This window comes from Shewanella litorisediminis (assembly GCF_016834455.1).
GTDB lineage: Bacteria > Pseudomonadota > Gammaproteobacteria > Enterobacterales > Shewanellaceae > Shewanella > Shewanella litorisediminis.
In genome coordinates, this window is sequence record NZ_CP069213.1 from 1909890 (window position 1) to 1933117 (window position 23228).

Sequence of the window (23228 nt, forward strand, 5' to 3'; positions counted from 1 at the left end):
GCGCCTGTGTCTCAGTTTGTGCATACGTATGCAGCTCTATTGAAGGCCCTTTTGCTTGTCACGTATCCTCCATGCATCATACAGCACCCTGGCTGCGCTTACGCATTGGCAACAAAACGCCAACAGCCAGGGGCGATACAAAGCCGGATAACACGGCCTAAATGACCTGAATTGAGGGACCACAATGAGTATTCATCCCTGGTGGCGCGGCGCTGCCATTTACCAGATTTACCCGCGCAGTCTCAAAGACAGTAACGGCGATGGTATTGGCGATCTGAAAGGGATCATCGAGCGACTCGACTACATTGCCAGCCTCAATGTGGATGCCATTTGGATTTCGCCCTTCTTCCGATCCCCGATGAAGGACTTCGGTTACGACATCAGTGACTATCTGGATGTGGACCCCATGTTCGGCACCATGATGGATTTTGACGAGCTTATCGCCAAGGCTCACTCTCTGGGGCTGAAGGTGGTTATCGATCAGGTACTCAGCCACACGTCAGACGAGCACGCCTGGTTTGCCGAAAGCCGCCAGAGCCGGGACAATCCCAAGGCCGACTGGTACGTGTGGGCCGATCCCCGTGAAGATGGCACCCCACCCAATAACTGGCTGGCGATATTTGGCGGCTGCGCCTGGGAGTGGGAGCCAAGACGCCAGCAGTATTACCTGCACAACTTTTTAAAGAGTCAGCCGGATCTGAACTTTCACTGTGAAGCCGTTCGCCAGGCCGTACTCAGCAATGTGGAGTTTTGGCTGAAAAAGGGCGTAGATGGTTTCCGCCTCGATGCCATTACCTTTTGTTTCCATGACAAGGAACTGCGCGACAACCCGGCCAAACCCGCTGATAAACGTCAGGGACGGGGGTTTTCCGAAGATAATCCCTACGCCTATCAGTATCATTGGTATAACAACGAACGTCCTGAAACCCTGGGGTTCATTGAAGATTTACGGGCGCTGATTGACCGCTACCCGGGGGCTGTGACCCTGGGCGAAGTCTCAAGCGAAGACTCCCTCGCCACCATGGCCGAATACACCAAGGGCGATAACCGTTTGCACATGGCCTACAGCTTTGAGCTTCTCACCAAAGACTACAGCGCAGACTACATCCGCAGTACAGTGGAAGCCCTCGAAGGCGCCATCGGTGATGGCTGGCCTTGCTGGGCTATAGGTAACCACGACGTGGAGCGGGTTATCAGTCGATGGGGGCAGGGCAAGGGCTCGCCTCAAATGGCCAAGATGTTGTCGGCCATGCTGGGATGTTTGCGTGGCAGCCTGTGCGTGTATCAGGGCGAAGAGCTTGGGCTGACTGAAGCCGACATTCCCTTTGATGCGCTGCAGGACCCCTTCGGTATCGCGTTCTGGCCAAACTTTAAAGGCCGCGATGGTTGCCGTACCCCCATGCCCTGGCAAGCTGAAGGCGACTTTATGGGATTCAGTGATCTGGCGACGGGCACCAAGCCCTGGTTACCGCTGCCGGAAGAACATCGGGCGCTGAACGTCGCCGCCCAGAGCGACGACCCGGATTCTATATTGAATCAGTTCAGCCGCTTTATGGCATGGCGTCGCTCTCAGCCCGCCTTGGTCGGTGGTGAAATCAAATTTATTGATGTCAAAGAGCCTGTACTGGCGTTTGAGCGTGTAAATTCTGATGAAAAAGTGCTTTGTTTGTTCAATTTATCTGATGAGCCGCAGGTGGTTAACATCCCCGGCGGTGAGCCATGGGTACTCCTCGACGGCCATGGTCTTGAGGGGGGCAGTTTGGATGGCGCTGGCACTGTTCGCCTTGCGCCCCACGGGGCTTTGTTGCTGGGCAACTAGGTCTTAAAGCACGGAACCTGGGGAAAGGAATTTGGGCTTTTTGTTGGAGCCCAGCTTCCCTGGCATAAAGCTGATACGCTGGGCTACTGGCCATCATCCACTGCCAGCAGCCTGTACCAGCGATAAAGCAAGCAGCGCTTTGCCTATCGCCCGGCGTGAGATTCATGGGGTAAGCTTCGCTGTAGACCTCGACCATACAAGATTGCGATAACGATAATAATCAAGGAGAAGACTATGGCTTCCGGCGTACCTGTTACTGCCCATCATGATGGCGCGTCCGAGGGAGGGCGTTACGGTTTTGCCCTGACCTCACTCACCACATTGTTTTTTATGTGGGGCTTTATCACCTGTCTTAACGACATCCTTATTCCGCATTTGAAAGCGGTATTCAGCCTGAATTATGCCCAGGCGATGTTGATCCAGTTTTGCTTCTTCGGCGCCTATTTCCTGGTGTCGGTTCCGGCCGGGGTGCTGGTCAAGCGGCTCGGTTATCAGAAGGGCATAGTGGTGGGGCTGTTAACTGCGGCGCTGGGCTGCGCCCTGTTTTATCCTGCAGCCGCTTATGCCACTTACGGACTCTTTCTTGGCGCCTTGTTTGTGCTTGCCAGCGGCATTACTGTGCTGCAAGTGGCGGCCAACCCCTATGTTACTGCGCTGGGGCCGGTGGATACCGCCTCGAGCCGCTTAACCCTGACCCAGGCCTTTAACTCCCTTGGCACCACCATAGCCCCGGCCTTTGGCTCGGTGCTGATTTTGTCGGTTGCCGTCGGCGCCTCTGCCGAGGCAGAAGCCGATGCGGTCAAGCTGCCCTATCTGCTGCTGTGCGGCATGCTGATTGTGCTGGCGGTGGTGTTTGCACTGTTGAAGCTGCCCCACATCCATGACCAGGAAGACGAGGTCGCCGCAACAGGGCAGAGTGCCCTGAGCCATCGCCATCTGGTGCTGGGCGCCATCGGGATATTCGTCTACGTGGGCGGTGAAGTGGCCATTGGCAGCTTTCTGGTGAACTTTTTGGGTGAATCCCATGTGGCGGGCATGGCCGAGGCCGATGCGGCCCATTACATCGCCTTTTACTGGGGTGGTGCCATGGTGGGCCGCTTTATCGGTGCGGCCGTGATGCAAAAAGTGGATGCCGGCAAGGTGCTGGGCTTCAATGCCACCATGGCCGCGCTCTTGGTACTGGTTGCCATGAACAGCAGTGGCGCCCTGGCTATGTGGGCAATTCTGGCGGTGGGGCTGTTTAACTCCATTATGTTCCCGACCATTTTCAGCCTGGCGCTGAAAAATCTGGGCCCTGCGACGGCCCAGGGCTCAGGTATCCTGTGTCTGGCGATTGTGGGTGGTGCTTTGGTGCCGCTGCTGCAGGGGCTTTTGGCCGATTCTGTTGGCCTGTCTGCCTCCTTCATCCTGCCGGTGCTGTGCTACGGCTATATCCTTTTCTATGGCCTGAAAGGCTGTAAGCCTGTGGCCGCCAGGGCCTGAATCATTGCCAGGATTTCAATAAAAGGTTCTGGGCAGAGGACTCGATAAAAAGGCGCCGTAAAGGCGCTTTTTTATTGACTGGAGCCAGAGGGTTAAACGCAAGTTTTCTGCTTGCATAAGGTGAAGGCGTGAGCAGGCGCGATAGAAATGTCAGTGAATGGGTTATTCAAGGGGACGTGAAAGCGCGCGCTGTGGACACGAAAAGTGCCCAACAGGCTGTCGATAGCATGTCCAACCTAAAGGCCAGCCTGCATAAACCGCGATTGCCTTTGTGTTCTTCCTTGCGAAGGGGCGCAATACCTCCTATGATCCCGCAGTTTTTCAATGCCGGATAGCCACCATGCTCGCATCGCCTTTGTCACCTTCTTCTGCCGAACTCGTTCTTGGGATCCTCAATCAGGTGCTGATTGAAGGCTCGCCACTGGACAGGGCCTACTCACGCCACTTTTCGGGCCTTAAGCTCGAAAGTGAAGAGCAGGCCAGAATCGCCACCGTGACCGGCGAGCTTATCCGGCGCCTGAACCTCTTCTGTTTCCTTGCCGACACCACCCCGGAGCGCATCGAGCGTGAAGGCAGCCGGGTGCTCAATGCCTGGCACAGGTTCCATGGTTTGGCGATTCCGCGTCTCAGATACACCCTGGATATTGAAGATGGGGTCTTTGCCGAACGTCTCGAGCGTGCCAAGGCCGCGCCGCTGTTGTGGGACGGATGCCCGGACTGGCTGGATAAACTCGGGCAGGCGGAGCTGGGTGATAGCTGGGTGGCCGAGCGAGCGGCTCTGTCTTTGGCCCCCAAGCGTTATCTGCGCACCAATGGCCTTAAGTGTACCCGGGATGAACTGGCACAGCGTCTGGCCGCTGAAGGGGTTGAGACTGTTCCTGTTGCCGGGGTGGACTCAGCACTGGAAGTGACCTCCAATGCCGCGCTCTTTCGCACCAAGGCCTTTGCCGATGGCTGGTTTGAGCAGCAGGACGCCGGTTCCCAGTTGGTTGCCGCCGCGCTGGATGTGAAACCCGGGATGCGGGTGATTGACGCCTGTGCCGGTGCCGGCGGCAAGACGCTGCATCTGGCCGCCGCCATGGCGGGCAAGGGCAGGTTGCTTGCCATGGACGTAGAGCAGTGGAAACTGGATAACCTCAAAGAGCGTGCCCGCCGCGCCGGTGCCCACAACGTGGAGACCCGGCTCATTGCCGGCAGTAAAACCATTAAGCGTTTGAAACTGTCGGCCGACCGATTGCTGCTGGACGTGCCTTGCTCCGGCCTTGGGGTGCTCAAGCGTAATCCCGATGCCAAGTGGCGCGATACCGAAGAGCGTTTGCCGGTGCTGATGGAGCTGCAGGCCCATATTCTTGGCAGCTACAGCCGCATGGTGAAGGTGGGAGGCATACTGGTGTATGCAACCTGCTCAATCATGCCCTGTGAAAACCGCGGCCAGGTTGATGCGTTTTTGGCGGCCAATCCCAACTTCCGTTTGCTGGAGGATGAAAATATTACCCCGGCCACATCGGGCTTTGATGGTTTCTATCTTGCCAAATTGGAACGCATCGCCGAGTAATCGGCCCTGAACAACGTACGCGCATTCTGCCTATGTCCACCGTGACACAAAGGACGGCAGAATGCCCTGCGCGGATATCACTGACGCCTTTGCCCCTGCGCTGCTATTCTCCCTGCGCCGTTATTCCCCCTGCAAGGTGGCGATGATACGCCGTTCACCGCCAGAGTTTCGGTGCTCGCCAAGGTAAATGCCCTGCCAGGTGCCGAGGGCCAGCCGTCCTTCGCTGATGGCGAGCATAAGACTGGTTCCCAGCAGACTGGATTTCAGATGCGCCGGCATATCGTCCGGCCCTTCATAGTCGTGACGATACCAGGGCTCGTTTTCCCTTACGGTCCGATTGAAAAAGCTTTCAAAATCCTGCCTCACCGTGGGGTCGGCATTTTCATTGAGACTCAGGGATGCGGAAGTATGGAGCAGCTGCAGATGCAGTAAACCGACTTTTACATTGGCAAGCTCAGGCAGCTGGGTCGTTATTTCGTCTGTGACCAAATGAAAGCCGCGGCTTTTGGGCCTGAGGCTGAAGCGTTTTTGAAACCACATAATGCATCTCCCTTTTTCGAACCCGCAGTGTATGAAAGCCCCCTGACTCATGCAAGCGCTGCCATGGGGCACGCTTTGGGGTAGAATAGACACATTGCAAGATTGAGGAGAGTCCCATGGCCAGAGCCTGTGCCAGACATATTTTGGTCAAAACCCGGGAAGAAGCGGAAAAGCTCAAAGCCCGAATCGACAAAGGGGAAGATTTTGGCAAATTAGCCAAGCAGTATTCCCTGTGCTCATCGAAACGCCGCAGCGGCGATCTCGGCGAATTTGGCCCGGGGCAAATGGTAAAGGCCTTTGACGATGTGGTGTTTAAAAAGCCCGTGCTCGAAGTTCATGGCCCGGTAAAAACCCGATTTGGCTTCCATCTTATCCAAACGATTTACCGTAACTGAGCTTGGCTAACACACTGGACGATCCCGATTATTACCTGAGGCACTTCAGACTCTTGCTGAGTGGCCTCGGACGTTATCGGGATCTGCTTTCCGAAGACGAGCTTAAACTCCTGAATTGTACCGACACCCTGTCAGAAGGTGCTCTCAGGCTCCTGGTACGGCTACTCAGTCGCCGTGGCAGTCATTTTCGCCTGAGCAAACTGCGTTACGCCGATATTCCTGCCTTGACGGATGCCTGCGCCGAACTGCAACGGCACGGGTTTATCACCCTTGGCGTGTCACCCGAGCCGGGCATACTTTCATCCCTTATCACCCGCGATGAGCTTGCTGCCGCGATAATGCAGCTGCAAAGTGTCAGTAAAGAAAAGGGTTTGGATACGACGGCGGCCCGGGTTCCAAAATCCGCCACCAAGCAGCAGCTTGTGGCCCACGCTCATGAAACCCTGCTGGCCGATGGAACCACTCTTTGGCCAGGTATAGCGAAGCAATTCACCGATGATTTACTCAGGCTCGACGCTGCACCCGCCCATGACACCTTAAGACTGTTGTATTTTGGTAATGCCTGGCAGCAATCTGACGAGTTTGTCATCACCGAACTCGGTTATCGGCGCTACGAAGATTATCCACTGGACGCCGCCCACCGCCGATTTGATAACCGGGCTCAGGTTGAGCTTGCCTTGTTGTGCGCCGATATTGCCCGGCAATTGGAAGACATAAGAGCGCTTTCTCTGCCTGCACTGGCGTCGCTGGTTGAGGTGCTTAACAAGCAGATACAGTCGGCCGTGGGGGCTGCTCCTGAGTCATCATCTGAGCTTGACGTCGATATACACAGACAGGCACGCAAACTGAAGCGGCTGCTTTGCCGTATCGCCAGGGAGTATGAACGTCGGGGCTTAACCGAGCAGGCACTGGCGCTGTATCAAGGTTTGGAACTGGTGCCGGCCCGTGAGCGCAGGGCTCGCTGCCTGGAAGCCCTTGGCCGCTGCCATGAAGCCTTTGACGCGGCGCAGACGCTCTTTGCTTCTGCGCTGGCCGACGAGGAATACCATGCCAGCCTGCGTATTTTGCCAAGGCTTGCCAAAAAAGCGGGTTTACACTGGCAAAAGCCCGACCCCTCTAGACTGACCGAACAGGCACTGGTGTTAACCAGAGTGTCAGGGCCCGAGTATGCCGTTCTTCACCACTTTGATAGCCTGGGAATACCGGGATGGCACCTCGAAAACGCCTTCAGTTGTGGCCTTTTTGGTTTGGCTCTGTGGGATATCCTGTTTGCGCCGGTAAAAGGTGCCTTTGACCATCCATTTCAAACTGCGCCATCCGACATGTACCAGCCGGAGTTCAGCCAGCGGCGCCGCGCTCTGATCAATGAGCGGCTTGCCACGCTCAAAGCAGGCGATGTATCAGTTCTTGGCCGCCATTTTCACAGTAAGCGGGGCATAGCCAACGACTGGGTGAATTGGGCTTTGTGGGACGAGCAGCTTTTTGCCGCACTATTTCCTTATCTTAATGGCCCCTTTGTTGCGTCACTGGTGGAGAGGTTACTGCAGGACCTGCGTGCCAGACGCAGTGGTTTTCCGGATCTGGTGTTGATCCGGGATGCGCAGCTTGTCTTTATCGAAGTCAAAGGGCCGGGTGACCGCCTCGCTGATCACCAAAAAGATTGGTTGAGTTGGCTTGGTATGGCAAAGGTCGCAAGTGAGGTGGTCTGGGTGAGCTGGCAAGCTCAAACCGATGATGGAGTGGGTTCGGGATCCAAGGATTGCTGTTAAGAACACCCAAAAGTCTGGGGGCGCGTAAGTCAGCCGTTTTCGGTCCTGATTAAGGTCGAGGTGGCGATTGCCACCCCGTGCCCCTCGAACGTCAGCTGTCGGCACCGTGGGCTGCGGCTCCTTTGTCGGTTCCCGTGAGTTCCAGCTGTAACAGCAGCATATCCTCGCCGCCGGTTACCCGGGTGAAGGGGCTTTGACACTTTGGGCACAGCACCCTGTGCCCGTCGGCCTCGCCCTGATAACCACATTCATTGCACTCGAGTCGCAGCGGCTCAATTTCCATCTCAAGGCTGGCATCGGCGCAGCGACCTTCGAGCTTAAAGGTATCAAAGGCGGTGGCGAGCAGGGCCGGCTCGACACCACTTAAGGCGCCAATGCGAATGCAGACCCGGCTTATTCCACTGGCCCCGACGCTGCGGGCATGTTGCTCGCAGCTGTCCAGCAGCGCCTGAACGATGGAAAATTCGTGCATTAGCAAATCCTTGGCAGCAATTCACCGGCGGGCAGGTCAAGGTATCTGTTGCTGCCCCACGGCGTGTGCAGTATTACGCGCCCGGCAGGGCTCTCACCCACACGACCTATGATGGCCGCGTGCTCGCAGTGGCCAAAGCGCTTGAGTACCTCCAGCGCGCCTTCTGCCTGTGCAGCAGGGAGCGCCATGACGAAGGTGCCTTCGTTGGCCAGATCTGTGGCTTCAAAGCCATAGAGCTCACACAGGCCTTTCACTTCATCGCTCACGGGGACTGCGGCCTCATCGACCTCTATCATAACGTCGGATGCAGCTGCCCATTCATTGAGCACAGCCGCAAGGCCGCCCCGGGTTGCGTCGCGCATGGCATGGATATCAAAGGGATGCACCAAGAGTTGCTCCACCGAGCTCCAGAGGGTTGCACAGTCGCTTTCAAGGCCGGACTCCAGCTCCAGTCCTTCCCGGGCCATCAGAATCGCCGCACCGTGGCGCCCAATATCCCCTGAGACCAGTATGGCATCACCGGCTCGCAGGTTTTTTGCCGACAAGCCGGGTTTGACAATCCGGCCCACCCCGGTGGTGTTTAAAAACAGGCCATCGGCGCAGCCTTTGGGAACCACCTTGGTATCGCCGCAGACGATTTTGGCACCGCATTTCTTAAGCTCGCTCGCCATGGAGGCCACTATGGCCTCAAGGGATGCCATGGGAAAGCCTTCTTCGATGATGACACCAAGGCTCAGGTACTGAGGTTCGGCGCCCATCATGGCCAAATCATTGACTGTACCGGCAATGGCCAGCTTACCTATGTCGCCACCGGCGAAAAACAGCGGCGACACAGTGAAAGAGTCTGTGGTAAAGGCAGTGGGGCCCTGCAGGTTCAGGAGGGCGGCATCTTCTTCATTTCTCAGGATGCAGTTGTCAAAGGCCTTGAAAAACAGGTTACGAATGAGTTTATTCATTTCCAGGCCGCCGCCACCGTGGGCGAGCTGAATACTGTTAGTCGACATGCTGGACTCCATGGTAGCGGTAATAGGCATTGCAGGCGCCTTCTGAGCTGACCATGCAACTGCCAAGGGGCGTTTGTGGGGTGCACCCACGGCCAAAGACTTTGCAGTCCATGGGGTTGGCAAGACCACGCAGTATGTCACCACACTGGCAGGCCTTGTGATCGTCGATTTCCTGAACCGGTAACCGATCACCAAAGTGGATTTCGGCATCCCTGTGGGCGTACTTGTCTCTGAGTTTCAGGGCCGACTGGGGAATGGGGCCCAGACCCCGCCAGCGGAAGCTGTCGCGCACTTCAAAGTACTCGTCCACCAGCGCCTGTGCAGTCAGGTTACCCTGCTCAGACACGGCGCGGCTGTATTGCACCTCAACCACGGATTCGGCGTGATTTTTAAGCTCCACCAAACGCAAAATGGACTCCATCACATCCACGGGTTCAAAACCGCTGACCACCACGGGGGTATGGTGCGCCTCGGCAGCGCGGCGATAGATTTTGGCGCCGCTTATCACACTCACGTGGGCCGGACCGATAAAGGCATTGACCTTGGTGGCCGGCTCGGCCATGACGGCATCGATGGCAGGCGGCACCAGCACATGGTTGATATGAAACATCAGGTTGGGGAGTGCGGCACGCTCAGCTTCCCTGAGCAGCACAGCCGTCATGGGGGTGGAGGTTTCAAAGCCGATGGCAAAAAACACCACCGTCTTGTTGGGGTTGTCCTTTGCGATGGCCAGAGCATCGAGGGGATCGTACAGGGGGCGGACATCGGCGCCATTGGCACGGGCCTGTGCCAGGCTGCCTTTGGAGCCGGGTACCCTAATCATGTCACCGAGGGTCAGCAGTATCACATCGTCCATGTTCGCCAGGGCAATGGCCTGATCGATGCGCTCTTTGGGCATCACACACACGGGGCAGCCGGGACCATGGATAAATTTTACATTGTCCGGTATTAAACCCAGCAGGCCATATTTCATGATGGTGTGGGTATGACCGCCGCACACCTCCATGATATAGAGCGGCGCAGAAAGCTTTTTGGCCTCATTGCCGATGCGGGCTGCGAGTGCCCGGATAGTGTCGGCATCACGAAAACCTTCGTAGAGGGACTTGAGTTTAAGTGATGAATTCATTTCACCGGTGGCAGGCTCAGTCATGATTTTCTGCCTCCAGCTTCTGGGCGATTTCTCTGTACAGCTTTAAACTCTCAAGGGCATCTTCTTTGTCAATTTTATTCATCGCAAAGCCGATGTGGATTAACACATAGTCGCCGATATGGATCTCGTCGCTGAGTAAATGGCGACTGACTTTTCGCCGCACGCCCAGGGTATCAACGGTAATGGCCTGTTCATCCGGGTGCAATGCCACGACTTCAGAAGGTACGGAAAGGCACATAGCTCAGTTTCCTCCAACAGTCGTGTGAAAGCGCTCGCGGTGATCCTGCGTCAGCCAGGCCGCCAGTCTGTCCATGCCGCGACCGTCCTTGATGGACAATTCAATCACTTCACACTGGGGATTAAGTGCTCTGAGGCTGTCTTTGGCACTGTCGACACTGAAATCAAAGTAGGGCGCAAGATCGGATTTGGTGATGAGTACCAGATCGGCACGGCGGAACATCACCGGGTATTTGGCAATTTTATCGTCACCTTCGGGCACGGATAAGAGCACGATATTGCGGTGGGTGCCCACATCGTAGCTTGCCGGACACACCAGATTACCGACGTTTTCGATAAAGGCGATGCTGCCTTCATCGAGGGTAAGACGGTGCAGGGCACCATGGACCATAAAGGCATCCAGGTGGCAGGCGCTGCCGGTTTGAATTTGCACCGCTTGAATACCTTTCGCCAGCAGGCGATCGGCATCTTTTGAGGTTTCCAGATCGCCCTCAATCACGCCGTAGGTGAGTCCCAGATATTCATGCAAGCACTCCAGCAAGGTGGTTTTACCGCTGCCAGGACTGCTCATCAGGTTGTATGCACTTATCTGACGGGATTCGAAGTGACTGCGGTTGTGGCCAGCCTCCAGATCGTTTTTATCCAGGATTTTATGGATAACCGACAGGGTCTTGGCGTCATTCAGTTGAGGGTTGGTGGTGAGTTCATGATGTTCATGAGCATGCTGATGGGGTTCTTGCATCCCGAATCTCGGCAATGAGCAGCCACAGTCCTGGCACATGTAGGGAGTCTCCTTGGGCTATTTGGCACAATTCTGATACAGCTGATTAACGAAAGATTTGATGTGGGTCAGCATTTGGCGACGGCGGGACAATCTGGCGCACTTATTGGTTGAAACTGTGAACTGCGTACCAAAGTTGGCCGAGGGCGATACCGCCATCGTTTACAGGTACCTGACCCCACGGCAGCAGCTTGAGACCCTGTTGAGACAGCTTAAGGGCGGTGGCATTGGCGAGGGTACGGCTCTGGAACACTCCGCCGCTCAGCGCCACGGGCAAATTGGGATAATGGCGCGCCTTCTCGACGATGGCATCGGCGATGGCATTGATAAAGGCTTTCGCCAGGCATTCAGGGGGCGTATCGAGTGTGTCCATCTGTTCCAGCATGGACACCAGCAGCGCTGCGCCGTCCCACTGACCGTGCTTTTCTTCCAGTATCAGGGTAGGTATGGGGCCTGTTGCCCGGGCGGCAAAGGCTTCCAGTAACATGCCTGCCTGGCCTTCAAACTCGACACGCTGGCAAATACCCAGCAAGGCGGCGGCCGCATCAAATAGCCGCCCCATGGATGAGCTTTGCAGCGTGCCGGGACGGCTGATGACTTTAAGGTGGTTGCTCAGCATGGACGGACTTAAATGGGCAAGACAGGGAAGCCCCTGAAGCCGTGATGCTGACAGGTAACCCGAGAGCAGGCTCAAGAGCACGCGCCAGGGTTCGCTGCTGGCTTTGTCGCCGCCGGGCAGGGCAAAGGGCTTGAGTCCACCGAGGCGCTCGAAATGGGTCGCGCTGCACAGCAGCACTTCGCCACCCCAAAGACTCATGTCATCACCGAGGCCGGTGCCATCAAAGCTGAACCCCAGTACAGGTTCGCTGAGTGAATTGGCCGCCATGACCGACAATATGTGGGCAAAATGGTGCTGCACGGTAAGGAGTTCTACGCCGCGATCGCTGCTTTGTGCATAACGCCGGGCAAAACGACTAGGGGCATAATCCGGGTGATGATCGGCAACCACGCAGCCGGGCTCAACCTGATATAGCCGCTTGAAGCTCTCCAGGGTTCGAATAAAGTAATCTTCGGCTTCGATACTGAACAGATCGCCAATATGAGGGCTTAAGAACAGGTTGTGACCAAGGCCAAATGCCAGGGTGTTTTTTTGCTGAGGCCCCACTGCCATCAGGTGGGATTGGCTCGGCCGTGGGCTGAGAATCGCCAGCGGAGCATATCCTCTGGCGAGGCGGATAACCTGTAGCTGCCCGGCACACCACTGGACCACGCTGTCGTCGCAGCCGGATACGATGGGGCGATCGTGGTCGAGAATATAATCCACCACACCCGCCAGTTTTTGGTGGATATCGGCAGCGTCGATGATGATGGGCTCGCCGCTGCGATTGGCGCTGGTGGCGACCAGCGGCCGGTCAACGGCGTCCAGCAGTAAGGCGTGCAGCGGCGTATAGGGTAAAAAGAGCCCTATACGGTCGATGCCGGGCGCCACCGAGGGCGCAAGCTCGCTTTGCTGGACAACATTCAGGGGGCTACCGATCGCCGCTGCAGCTTTTTTCATGATGACGATGGGCCGCTCCCGGGAGCAAAGCAGTTGCCACTCTTCATCCGCGCCATCGGCAAAGCTTTTTGCCATGGCAGGGTCTTTAACCATCACAGCGAGGGGCTTTGCCGGACGTACCTTGCGCGCCCGCAGGGCGCTCACTGCCTCCTCGCTGGTGGCATCACACACCAAATGAAAGCCCCCAAGGCCCTTGATGGCGAAGATGGCACCTTGTTTTAACAGCCGGGCACACTCATCCAGACAGAAATCGGGCGCGCTGCTGATAAGACGACCATCCGGGCCGGTGAGACTCAGTGTGGGACCACAATTGGGACAGCTGACCGGCTGTGCGTGATAGCGCCTGTCGAGGGGATTTTTATACTCGGCTTCACACTCGGCGCACATGGCAAAGTGCGCCATGGAGGTGTGCTTTCTGTCGTAGGGCAAGGCTTTTATCAGGGTATAGCGGGGACCACAGTTGGTGCAGTTGGTGAAGGGGTAGCGGTAATGTCTGTCCTTGGGATTGCGGATATCCGCCAGACAGTCCGGACACATGCTCTTATCCGGCGATACCACCACCTGAGCCTCACCGCCTGCCTGGCTTTCTTCGATGACAAAGCGTGTTTCATCAAGGTCAGGACCGTCATCCGCTATCAGGGTGAAACCGTCTATCCGCGCCAGTGGCGGCGGGGCACTGCGCAGTTTTTCAATAAATTCATCGACCTTGTACTGGGCGCCAACCAACCGAATAAAGACGCCTTCTGCATCGTTGCGGATACTGCCGCCAAGCCCGAGTTCATGGGCCAGGCGAAACACATGGGGGCGAAACCCGACCCCTTGCACTATGCCGGTGATGTGAAGGCTTATCTTTGTACTCATAGCGTCAGCTTATTGCCTTGTTTTTCTATGTCAGTCTTTGACCGACTGCGTTTCCCGGCCAAGGGCGCCAAAGCGCCTTGGCAATTCGGTATACAGGCCGCCCAGGGCAAACAGGCTACCGTCCAAATCCAGCTCCGGCGCGGTGAGCAGGGGGAAGTTTTTCCCAAGCCTTAACCAGACACGTTTGGCCAGCACGGGGTTGGCAAGCTCACTGCCACTGAGATACACCTGCTTTACACCCACATTCAAGTCCAGATGTTCAATCCAATTTGCCAGATAATCGGCGAGGGAGTCCATCATGGCAAAGGCAAGTTTGGGGGCGTCTGTGTCTCCGGCAAGGCGGAAGCTCATCAGGGTTCCCAGGGTTTTACACCAGTTGAAGGAACGCACGGCTTCGCCCCGGATCAGCGGGTAATCGATGCGGGGAGCGCTTTGACCACGAAACTTTTGCGCTTCGGCCACCAGGGCATCGGCCAGGTATTCCACAGAAGGCTTTTCTTTGTTCAGCCCAAGACCCAGTATGCAGGCGCCCAGTGCCCAAATACCCTGCAGGTTACCGCGCTCGGCGGTGGGGGAAAGGATAAGGTCAAGCATGCACAGGCATTCCTGGGGATAGAGGCTCTTGAACTTTTCCAGCACCTGTCGCTGCGGACTTTCCATCAGCAGGCGATAGATTTCATAGCCATTGTCAGGCAGCGGCGTTTGAGTAAAGAAGATTTCCTCCTTTCCCTGGCCATCGACGGTGGCAATTTCCAGTGCGCCTTTGCCCCCCAGATACAAACTGGCGTGATGGGCAAGGCTCTTGTTGCCGGCTTGCAACTGACCTCGTATGGCCAGCAGCGAGGGCGTCTTCACACTGGCAAAACTGGTGGGGGTCAAACGAATTTTGCCGTTATGGGTATGGGCCAGATAGCCGGCTGCACTGGCCTGATTGTGCATCGGTGTACCGGATAAGCGCAGGGTTCGGGCCTCTGATTCGCAAATGACCTGCCAGCGCCCGTCGACGGCACAAATATCCATGGCATTGTCTTTGTTCACAAAGAGCCAATCTATGCCTTTCACCCGCAGAAGTTCACACAGCACCAGTTCCACCCGACTGTGGGCAAACCTGACTTTGTAGCTGGGGGCTTTGAGGCGTGGATGTTCGCCGGTGGGGAGTACCCTTAAGCGGGGTTTTTCGATGCTCGACAGTGCCAGCACGTCTGCATCGGACACGGCTAAATGGCTGCTCAGGGTATTGGGATTGGTAATGAGCAGACTGCTGCCTGCCACATTACCAACCAGTTGATAGGTTTTGCCTTCAAGTACCAGGCTGCCATCGGTTATCAGGTTGCCGGCAAGTTGCTTGAGCTCATCCATCGTGGGCGCGCCGGCTGGCAGTTGCTGCTCACCATGGCAATGGGGGCAGATGAGGGAAACCTGACCAAACTCCGGGCTTTGGTTATCCCCAAGTCTTGGGTAACAGTGGCCACAAAATGGAAGCGTGGCCTCATGGTCATGGGCCGCCAAATCCTCCCCGGCAGAGGTTGAGTGAGACGCTGTCAGCGCCTCAATTTGCTCTTGTGTCAGGGCACTCACCCGCGCGTCCAATAAGAAGCAGGACAGGGGAAACTTCGCAGCCAGCTCATCGGCAAAGGATTCGATACAGTGCTGCTCGCCGCTCACAATCAACTGATAGCACCAGTGATTTTCCCCATCACTGCCAAGGCTGTGTGCGGGCTGCTTGATTCGGGCGCGAAGCTGAAGATTGGGCGCTCCCTGGTGCATCAGTGCTGCCAGCGTCTGGCGATAAAAGGGCACGTCCCTGGAGGTGACAAATTCAAAACTAATGGTTTTCATCCACTGATACCTCGCGGGTGATCCCGTCCTGGTAAAAACTGGTAATGGGTTTGTTGGCAATACGGTCAGACTGGAATCCCAATTCCTTCAGGTGTCCAAGGAGTGCTTGTTCCATTACTGGAATCGCGTCGCTCAGTGCCTCGGTAAGCCCCAGGTGCATAGGCTCCAGCACTGTGGGGGTGACACCCAGCACGAAGGTTTTGGGTCTGTCTCCGAGCATTTCCATCATGGTGAGGGTTTGCAGCATTTCGACTTCGTGGGCACTGCCTTGCCAGTCGATTTCAGCGGGCGCTGCATCAAAATCAAAGAAATAGACTTCGCCGGGTAATACCCCCGGGGCGTTGACCGTATCACACACAATCAGATGGTCGTATTTGGCAATAATGGGGGTCAGGCCCTGGGCCAGGGTGCCGCCATCGAGAATATCAAGGGAATACTGCGGGTGAGTAAAACGGTAGTTTTCAGACAGATAATTGACAAAGTGCACGCCTACGCCTTCGTCGGCGAAGAGTATGTTGCCAATGCCGAGTAGCAGGACTTTCATCCTTTCTCCTCCAGTTGCCTCTCAAAGAGGGCTGCGCCAAATTCGGTACAAAGGCGCCGGGTATTAATCCGGATAGCGATGCCTGCGGGGTAAATTGCGCCATACCTCAGGTGTTCCTTGTGGTATGGCGCACGGTCATCATTACTCGGATTAATGCTTGTGGTAGTCATACCCGGAGACAATGGAGTCTACCGAGTTGTGCTTGAAGCGAATGCCAGTCCACACAGCCATGTAGACGTGGATAACCACGAATACAATAAATACCCAGGTAAAGTAGTGATGCCACAGCCGCACTTCGGCAAGGCCACCCATCCAGGCGGTCAGGGTACTCGCCATGCCCCAGAGCATGCCGCCCATGCCTTCATGATAAACATTGGCATACAGTATCAGCCCTGTGACACAGATTGCGCCTGCAATCACCGAAATCGCAAAGTAGGTCACAAATTGCAGTGGTCCGTATACGCCAGCCTTGTTCAGCTTACCCATCCAGAGGTAGGACTTCAGTTGGGTTATCCAGCTGTTGATGCTGAGAACATCCCGGATGGATCGCCGTTCAATATCGTGCTTACTGAAAAAGAACAGATAAGCACGGGCGAGCGTCACGGCGCACAACACAAAGCCGAACACCAGATGGCCAAAGCGCACCCAGCCCTGTACCAGCACGTCACTGGAGTCGGGGGCCACCAAAAATGGCCAGGCGAGATAGAAACCTGTGATAACCAGGACCAAAATCGCCAGCGCCCTGAGCCAGTGGAAGAGTCGGATAGCGGCAGTGAAGATAAACTCCCGCTGGTACCCTCCAGTATGCACCTCGTGCTTCGCGTCATGCTTGCCGCCCGCAGGCGGCGTGTTAACTTGGGTGTTCATACTGCCTCCTTAGAGTCCGTTTGGTGACACCTTGAACTCAGACAGGCTTGCACCCTTGAAGTCCATTACGTGCACCGAGCAGGCCATGCAGGGGTCGAAGGAGTGGATTATCCGGATAACCTCCAGAGGCTTGGTCGGATCTTCAAGCTTTAACCCAATCAGTGATGCCTCATAGGGGCCAATCTTGCCATTGGCATCCTTGGGACCGGCGTTCCAGGTGGTGGGCACCACAGCCTGATAGTTCTCTACCTTTCCGCCCTTGATACGGATCCAGTGACTCAGCATACCGCGGGGTGCCTCAATCATGGCGTGGCCGACGTACTCTTTGGCTGGATCGATTTCGGGCTTCACATAGGTCGCTTCATCTGACTGGATGTTGGTCAAAAGGGCATCGAAGGTACGCAGTCCTTCATCGGCCACAATCACAGTTTGCAACATACGTGCGGCGGTACGGCCCAGGGTTGTGAATAGCGCTTCCACCGGCAGCCCGGTGCGGGCGAGGAGTCCATTCACAGCATCCACGACTACCTTGTTACCGCGGGCGTAGCTGACCAGCAGGCTGGACAGTGGGCCTACTTCCACAGGCTCGCCGTTATAGCGTGGCGATTTCACCCAGGAGTACTTGCCGTCACCGTCGAGGGTAGGCAGCTTGCCGTACACGGTGTCGCGTTCCACAAAGCCGGTGTAGTTGGGCACTGTGGTGCCATCGTAGGGGTGCTGGGCCGTGTCGGCGCTATACCAGGCGTGGGTGACGTCTTCGGCAATCAGGTCTGGGTTAATGTCGCTGACTCCGGCCAGATCGCCGTTCATGATCACGCCGCCATTGAACATGTACTCGCCATCAGCCAGTACAAAGTCATCCGTGGCGAGGAAGTTTTTCACGTTCACGCCGCCAAGCACCGAAGGCTCAGTACCGAAGGCTTCTGCCGCCATGACAATATCGGCCTGATAAGCGCGTTTGATAAAGTCGGTCACATAGGCGTGTTTTTGCTTCCACTCCTGCAGGCGTGCAGGGCTCAACATGTCGCGAACCGAGGTCACACCGCCCACCACCAAAGATTGTGGGTGAGGCTGTTTTCCACCGAAAATGGCGAGCATTTCTGCGGCAACGCGCTGCACTTCAAGCGCTTTCAAGTAGTGCGACAGGGCAATCAGGTTTTGCTCTGGTGTGAACTTGTAAGTGCCATTACCCCAGTAGGCATTGGCAAAGGGGCCAAGCTGGCCTTTTTCCACAAAGCCTTTCACCCGCTCCTGCACGGCTTTGAGTTCGCCTTCACCGGCGGCGATGGGTTTGTCGGTGTATTTGAGTGCGACCTGAGCAGCCTTCGCGGGGTCGGCACTCAGGGCAGACACCACGTCCACCCAATCCAGGCCGTGGAGATGATAGAAGTGCACTATATGGTCGTGCATATAGAGCGAGGTTTGCATCAGTGAACGCAGGTACTTGGCGTTGAGCGGAATTTTTACACCCAGGGCGTTTTCCACAGCTTCGGTACCACAGCGATAGTGGGAATAGGTACACACACCGCAAATACGCTGCACGATAAGGCCCACATCCATCGGGGTACGGCCCTTGAGGATAACCTCAATACCGCGCCACAGGGTGGAAGAGGACCAGGCGTTTTGAATAACATTGTTCTCATCTACCTCGACTTCGATGCGCAAATGGCCCTCGATACGGGTGATGGGATCGATAACAACACGTTGGCTCATGATTTAGTCCTCTTTGGCTTGCGCAAATACACTGGCAACGGCATGGGCGCCGATGCCGACAACGGTGGCGCCGAGAATGACGGCGCCTATGGTGTCGGCGGTGGCATCAAGCCCATGCAGCAGTTGCCGGCCAAGTGGCTTCTCAAAGTCTGCCATGTCGTCCCAGAAGTTAGGCTCAGAGCAGCCCATACAGCCGTGGCCTGCAAGCACTGGCCAACTGGTGTGATGATTGAAACGTTCGGTGGGGCAGTTGTTATAGGTGTAGGGGCCTTTACAGCCAACCTTGTAAAGGCAATAGCCTTCTTTGGCACCGTGATCGCCAAACTCTTCTACGAATTCGCCGGCATCGAAGCGGCCGCGACGTTCACAGTTATCATGCACCCGTGCGCCATAGGCCCACTTGGGACGGTTGAACATGTCCAGCGCCGGCAGTTTGCCAAACATGATGAAGTACATCAGGGTGCCGACAATGTTTTTCTCACTCGGAGGACAACCGCCAAGGTTAATCACAGGCTTACTGATGACTTCGTGTACCCCTTTGGCCCCGGTGGGGTTGGGGTAGGCGGCCTGAACACCACCGAAGGAGGCGCAGGTGCCCACGGATACAATTGCCGCAGCGCCCTCGGCTGCGTGCTTGATGATTTCAAGCCCTGTGTGACCTTTACAGCCGACTGTCAGGAAAGCACCGTTATTGGCGGTTGGAATAGCGCCTTCTACCGCCAGCAGATAATTGCCCTTGTAGGTTTCCAGCGCGTGCTCGAGGTTTTCCTCGGCTTGCCAACCGGCAGCGGCCATCAGAGTCTCGTGGTACTCCAGGCTGATATGGTCAAAGATAAGGGTATCGAGGTTTGGCGTATCGGCGCGTACCAGCGACTCAGAGCAGCCGGTACACTCGGCCATGTGCAGCCAAATCAGCGGCACGCGGTCGGCAAGTTCGGCCGCTTCGGCCACCAGTGTAGAGAAGGGCAACGGCAGAGCCAGCATGGCGGTAACCGAGGCGCTCCACTTCATAAAATCGCGACGGGTAATGCCATGTTGAGCCATCTTGTCAAAGATGGTCTCATCGTGGCGCCTTGGCAGGGAGCGCAGCGTTTCAAGCCGCTGCTTTCCCTGCTCGTAGAGGGCTGCATGTGTATCCATGGTGACGACCTTTTTTGTTTTTAAGTTGTAAACATGCTTTTGGCATGCACGACATTTCAGGAAAAGTGTAGGAAGGGGGCTTCGCCATCATATTGATACACGTCAAGCTTTTACTTAACGTGTGTTGGTACAGCGCTTTGACATCTTTGTAACATGAGGTGTGTCATGCTTTTATCTAGGTGGTGGGTCAAAATGTCTCACCTTCGGGGCTTTTTATCGCACCATATCAAGGTGTCTTGCAGGCATCGCGGGGCTTCCCTGATGGACGAGAAATCCTTAAGCTTATGAAAATACATCCCGAACTTTACACAGTGTCCATTCGAGCCGCCTATGAACTTCTTAATGTCCACCAAGTGTTTGCCAAAGTGGCTGATGTCATTTCTCGGTGTTGCCCTATTGCTTCTTGGCCTGTCAGGTCAGAGTTTGGCGGCGCCGAGTCTTGAGCATCGTATCCTTGATAAAAACGGCAACGAGTTTGCCCTGAGTGATTATCGCGGCAAGGTCGTATACGTGGATTTTTGGGCGTCCTGGTGCGGCCCCTGTCGCAAGTCTTTCCCATGGATGAATGACATGCACCGCCGCTACCGCGACAAAGGGCTGGTGATTGTCGCCATCAACCTTGATACGGACAGCAGCGATGCCAAACCTTTCCTGGACGACCTTAAGCCTGAGTTTGTTATCGGCTATGACAGGGAAGGCGAGGTGGCCAGAAGCTTTGATTTGCTGGGCATGCCATCGAGCTTTTTATTTGATAAATCAGGTAATCTGATTAAAACCCATGTGGGATTTTTCAGCGAGCGAGCCAGAGAATACGAGGCCGAACTCGTCACCTTACTGGAGCAGCTATAATGCGGCAGCATTTTTTAAACCGCTTGATCACCGCCATGGCGCTTATGCTGCTGACAGGCTGCGCGGCAGTTCAGCCCTGGGAGAAAGGCGAGTTTGCCCGTGAAGATATGCAGCTTGGTGCCGAGGCGCTGGATCTGGCGTTGGATGACCATGTGTATTTCAGTAAAGAAGGTGCCAGTGGCGGCAGAAGTTTTAGCGGAGGCGGCTGCGGATGCAACTGAATTCAGCGGCGCCTTTTTGTGAACAAACGCCTCTGCAAGCCTCCCCGCCGCGCACGAGTCAATCCGGCATTGCAGCGGCCGTTTGCCTCTCAAGCCTTGCCATGATTGGCTTTGATGCGGCTGCCACGGAAACGCCGGTATCAGCAGCGCAGGTATTGGAAGAAGGTACTCAGCAGGTTGAAGATAAAGGCCTGCTGGCACGTTTGATTGATGGTTGGGAAATTGATGCGGCGCTCCTCTGGTACCGGGAAGATGCGCGGGTGCAAGCCATTGAGGGAGTGCTCTCTGGCGTCAGAGCCTTATCCGACAGCGAATCGGTGAGCGCCAAAATCGTACTCGACAGCCTGTCAGGGGCGTCTGCCTCGGGGGCGGCCGCGCAGCAGAGGCTGCAAACGTTCACCCGGCCATCGGGCAAGGGAGAGTATCAGGTCGCCGCGGGTGAAACGCCGCTTGATGACACCTTTAAGGATACCAGGCTGTCGCTTTCTGCAGGCTGGCAGAAAACCCTCGATAGCGCCACCAAGGTCAATGCCGGTGTCTATGGCTCAAAAGAGTTTGATTATCTGTCACTTGGGATGAGTGGCGGCATTGAATGGGGCTTTTTTAAAGACAACACCACTGTGAGTTTGTCCGGGGCTTTGGGATTTGATGTTTTTGATGCCGTGGGTGGCAGGCCTGTGCCCTTAAGCACCATGGCGATACGTAAAGACTTTGCCGACGAAGAGGCTTTCTGGCAGGCGTTTGATGCTACGCGCCAGCGCGGCGTTGGCGATAAGCGCATCGGCGAAATGATGCTGGGGGTGACCCAAATAATCAGTAAGTCTACCCTGGTGCAGTTTAACTACGGCCTCGGCTATTCCAGTGGTTATCTTAACGATCCTTATAAGCTCGTATCGGTATTGGATAGCAGCGGAAACGCTACACACTACTTGTATGAGTCCCGGCCGGACAGCCGCCTCAAGCAAAGCGCCTTCGTGCTGGGGAAAACCGCCTTTAATCTTGGTGTAGCCGAATACTCATACCGTTTCACCCACGACGACTGGGGGCTGGATTCCCATACCCTCGAAGGCCGCTATCGCCACTATTTCAGTGGGAAGAAAGGGCCGTATTTGCAGCTCCATCTGCGGGCATACCGGCAGTATGGCGTTGACTTCTTTACCCCCTATCTACAGGGTGGCGAGTCGGTAGCGCCGCATATCAGCGCCGATTATCGTATTGGCGATATGGACACCTGGACACTGGGGTTAAAAACCGGATGGCGTCTCAAAGACGGCGATGAAATCGCTGTTCGGCTCGAATATTACCGTCAGCAGCCACGAGGGGATGCTGCCAGTCTCGAGGGGCTTAAGGGGCTTGAGCTTTACCCTGAACTGAATGCCGCCATGCTGCAGCTCAACTATTCCTGGAATTGACAGGGAACTGACCGGTGGAATTCAACCTGTGACACCAATCAAGCCAGGCATGCAAAATCAAGCGCGTTCTGACGGCATCTGCCGGGTGCGTTTCACTGCCATGGCAAGTGATTGTGAGCTGTTGTTTGCCGGGACTACACCGGAAGAAGGCACACAGCCTTGGCTCGATTCCCTTGCCAGGGTCGGTACCGATGAGGTCAGGCGCATCGAGGTTAAATTCAGTCGCTACCTGGCTGACAGTGAACTTAGCCGTATCAATGCCGGTGCCGGCGCCGAACTGAATATTGATGCTGAAACCGCAGGGCTGCTTCAGTTTGCAGCCGACTGTTACCGGCTTTCAGGCGGCCTTTTCGATATCACGGTAGCGCCGCTGCAACGTCTTTGGGGCTTTGGCTACAGTGAAACCTTGCCGCCAACAAATGCCGACATTCACGCTGCCCTTGAGCGCATTGGCTTTGAAAGGCTGCGCATTTTTGAAGACCAAGGCAGTTGGCGGCTCTTTTTACCCGCCGGCATGAGCCTGGATTTTGGCGGTATTGCCAAAGAATATGCCGCCGACAGGGCGCTGCTTTTGTTAGAACGACAGGCCAGGGCACTTGGGCTTGATGTTGCAGTGCTGGTAAACCTTGGCGGGGACATTGCCGCCAGTCGTTATCCGTGGCGGATTGGCGTAGAAGCCATTGGCGCTGAGAGTCATTCTGACATGTTAAAGGCGGCAGCATCGGGTCTTATTGAGTTTCCCGGTGGCGGTCTTGCGACCAGCGGCGATACCAAGCGCTTTGTGCTGGTGGAGGGGAAACGTATCGGCCATATCCTGTCACCCAAAACCGGTTATCCGGTGCCGGATGCGCCCCGGTCGGTGACGGTATTGGCCCCCAGCGCCTCTGCAGCGGGCATGCTGTCGACCATGGCGATGCTAAAAGGCGAGGGTGCCGAGGCCTTCCTTGGCGGCGAAGGTCTGGTCCATCTGGTGCAGCGCTGAGCGCAGCGTAAAGCAGAGCTGAAAGCACAAATAAAAAG

21 protein-coding genes are annotated in these 23228 nt (G+C 56.0%); 9 read left to right on the forward strand and 12 right to left on the reverse strand.

All coding sequences use genetic code 11. From position 1 onward, the window contains the following. Positions 1–184 precede the first annotated feature (184 nt). The 3 genes from JQC75_RS08300 (at position 185) to JQC75_RS08310 (ending at position 4856) form a co-directional block, all read left to right on the forward strand. On the forward strand, positions 185–1819 hold the full coding sequence (locus JQC75_RS08300) for an alpha-glucosidase family protein (RefSeq protein WP_203326922.1): 1635 nt from the start codon (positions 185–187) through the stop codon (positions 1817–1819). A gap of 234 nt (positions 1820–2053) precedes the next feature. Continuing rightward, positions 2054–3301 (forward strand): sugar MFS transporter, encoded by a 1248-nt coding sequence (locus JQC75_RS08305; RefSeq protein WP_203326923.1) that lies wholly within the window; start codon positions 2054–2056, stop codon positions 3299–3301. 340 nt (positions 3302–3641) lie between these two features. Continuing rightward, positions 3642–4856 carry an RsmB/NOP family class I SAM-dependent RNA methyltransferase gene (locus JQC75_RS08310; protein ID WP_203326924.1) on the forward strand — a complete coding sequence of 405 codons (1215 nt, stop codon included), beginning with the start codon at positions 3642–3644 and terminating at the stop codon, positions 4854–4856. 120 nt (positions 4857–4976) lie between these two features. Here JQC75_RS08310 and JQC75_RS08315 read toward each other — a convergent pair whose 3' ends face one another. Next, on the reverse strand, positions 4977–5396 hold the full coding sequence (locus tag JQC75_RS08315; protein WP_283165671.1) for a secondary thiamine-phosphate synthase enzyme YjbQ: 420 nt from the start codon (positions 5394–5396) through the stop codon (positions 4977–4979). A 116-nt stretch (positions 5397–5512) separates the two neighbouring features. Here JQC75_RS08315 and JQC75_RS08320 point away from each other — a divergent pair, with 116 nt between their 5' ends. Continuing rightward, positions 5513–5791 (forward strand): peptidylprolyl isomerase, encoded by a 279-nt coding sequence (locus JQC75_RS08320; RefSeq protein WP_203326925.1) that lies wholly within the window; start codon positions 5513–5515, stop codon positions 5789–5791. 2 nt (positions 5792–5793) lie between these two features. After that, positions 5794–7560, forward strand: coding sequence for a VRR-NUC domain-containing protein (locus tag JQC75_RS08325; RefSeq protein ID WP_203326926.1), 1767 nt, complete (start codon positions 5794–5796; stop codon positions 7558–7560). A 91-nt stretch (positions 7561–7651) separates the two neighbouring features. Here the strand turns inward: JQC75_RS08325 and JQC75_RS08330 are convergent, their stop codons facing one another. The 11 genes from JQC75_RS08330 to hyaA all read right to left on the reverse strand — a co-directional run bounded on the left by JQC75_RS08330 (position 7652) and on the right by hyaA (position 19726). After that, complete coding sequence (locus JQC75_RS08330) at positions 7652–8032, reverse strand: hydrogenase maturation nickel metallochaperone HypA/HybF (protein WP_203326927.1); 381 nt, start codon at positions 8030–8032, stop codon at positions 7652–7654. Then, positions 8032–9036 (reverse strand): hydrogenase expression/formation protein HypE, encoded by a 1005-nt coding sequence (gene hypE / locus JQC75_RS08335; RefSeq protein WP_239002114.1) that lies wholly within the window; start codon positions 9034–9036, stop codon positions 8032–8034. The genes JQC75_RS08330 and hypE overlap by 1 nt, the downstream gene beginning before the upstream one ends. Further along, positions 9026–10186: a hydrogenase formation protein HypD gene (gene hypD / locus JQC75_RS08340; protein WP_239002115.1), complete on the reverse strand. Its 1161-nt coding sequence runs from the start codon at positions 10184–10186 to the stop codon at positions 9026–9028. Before hypD ends, hypE begins: the two co-directional genes overlap by 11 nt. Continuing rightward, positions 10179–10424 carry a HypC/HybG/HupF family hydrogenase formation chaperone gene (locus tag JQC75_RS08345; protein ID WP_203326928.1) on the reverse strand — a complete coding sequence of 82 codons (246 nt, stop codon included), beginning with the start codon at positions 10422–10424 and terminating at the stop codon, positions 10179–10181. The genes hypD and JQC75_RS08345 overlap by 8 nt, the downstream gene beginning before the upstream one ends. A 3-nt stretch (positions 10425–10427) precedes the next feature. Continuing rightward, positions 10428–11204 carry a hydrogenase nickel incorporation protein HypB gene (gene hypB, locus JQC75_RS08350; RefSeq protein ID WP_203326929.1) on the reverse strand — a complete coding sequence of 259 codons (777 nt, stop codon included), beginning with the start codon at positions 11202–11204 and terminating at the stop codon, positions 10428–10430. 103 nt (positions 11205–11307) lie between these two features. After that, the gene (gene hypF, locus JQC75_RS08355) at positions 11308–13623 is read right to left on the reverse strand and encodes a carbamoyltransferase HypF (RefSeq protein ID WP_203326930.1); all 2316 of its coding nucleotides are present in this window, start codon (positions 13621–13623) and stop codon (positions 11308–11310) included. A gap of 30 nt (positions 13624–13653) precedes the next feature. Next, positions 13654–15462 (reverse strand): NiFe hydrogenase, encoded by a 1809-nt coding sequence (locus JQC75_RS08360; RefSeq protein ID WP_203326931.1) that lies wholly within the window; start codon positions 15460–15462, stop codon positions 13654–13656. Continuing rightward, positions 15449–16006 (reverse strand): HyaD/HybD family hydrogenase maturation endopeptidase, encoded by a 558-nt coding sequence (locus JQC75_RS08365; RefSeq protein WP_203326932.1) that lies wholly within the window; start codon positions 16004–16006, stop codon positions 15449–15451. The genes JQC75_RS08360 and JQC75_RS08365 overlap by 14 nt, the downstream gene beginning before the upstream one ends. 150 nt (positions 16007–16156) lie before the next feature. Beyond that, positions 16157–16873 (reverse strand): Ni/Fe-hydrogenase, b-type cytochrome subunit, encoded by a 717-nt coding sequence (gene cybH, locus JQC75_RS08370; RefSeq protein WP_239002116.1) that lies wholly within the window; start codon positions 16871–16873, stop codon positions 16157–16159. Between the two features lie 9 nt (positions 16874–16882). Further along, the gene (gene hyaB / locus JQC75_RS08375; protein ID WP_203326933.1) at positions 16883–18586 is read right to left on the reverse strand and encodes a nickel-dependent hydrogenase large subunit; all 1704 of its coding nucleotides are present in this window, start codon (positions 18584–18586) and stop codon (positions 16883–16885) included. Between the two features lie 3 nt (positions 18587–18589). Beyond that, positions 18590–19726: a nickel-dependent hydrogenase small subunit gene (gene hyaA / locus JQC75_RS08380; protein WP_203326934.1), complete on the reverse strand. Its 1137-nt coding sequence runs from the start codon at positions 19724–19726 to the stop codon at positions 18590–18592. A 372-nt stretch (positions 19727–20098) separates the two neighbouring features. Here hyaA and JQC75_RS08385 point away from each other — a divergent pair, with 372 nt between their 5' ends. The 4 genes from JQC75_RS08385 to JQC75_RS08400 are packed head-to-tail and all read left to right on the forward strand — an operon-like array spanning position 20099 to position 23190. Then, positions 20099–20575, forward strand: coding sequence for a TlpA disulfide reductase family protein (locus tag JQC75_RS08385; protein ID WP_380797567.1), 477 nt, complete (start codon positions 20099–20101; stop codon positions 20573–20575). A gap of 35 nt (positions 20576–20610) precedes the next feature. Then, entirely contained in the window at positions 20611–20796 is a 186-nt protein-coding gene (locus tag JQC75_RS08390; protein WP_380797569.1) for a DUF4266 domain-containing protein, read from the forward strand. Continuing rightward, entirely contained in the window at positions 20787–22208 is a 1422-nt protein-coding gene (locus tag JQC75_RS08395) for a DUF3570 domain-containing protein (protein WP_203326937.1), read from the forward strand. The genes JQC75_RS08390 and JQC75_RS08395 overlap by 10 nt, the downstream gene beginning before the upstream one ends. A 49-nt stretch (positions 22209–22257) precedes the next feature. Next, positions 22258–23190, forward strand: coding sequence for an FAD:protein FMN transferase (locus JQC75_RS08400; protein WP_203326938.1), 933 nt, complete (start codon positions 22258–22260; stop codon positions 23188–23190). The last annotated feature ends 38 nt before the right edge of the window (positions 23191–23228 follow it).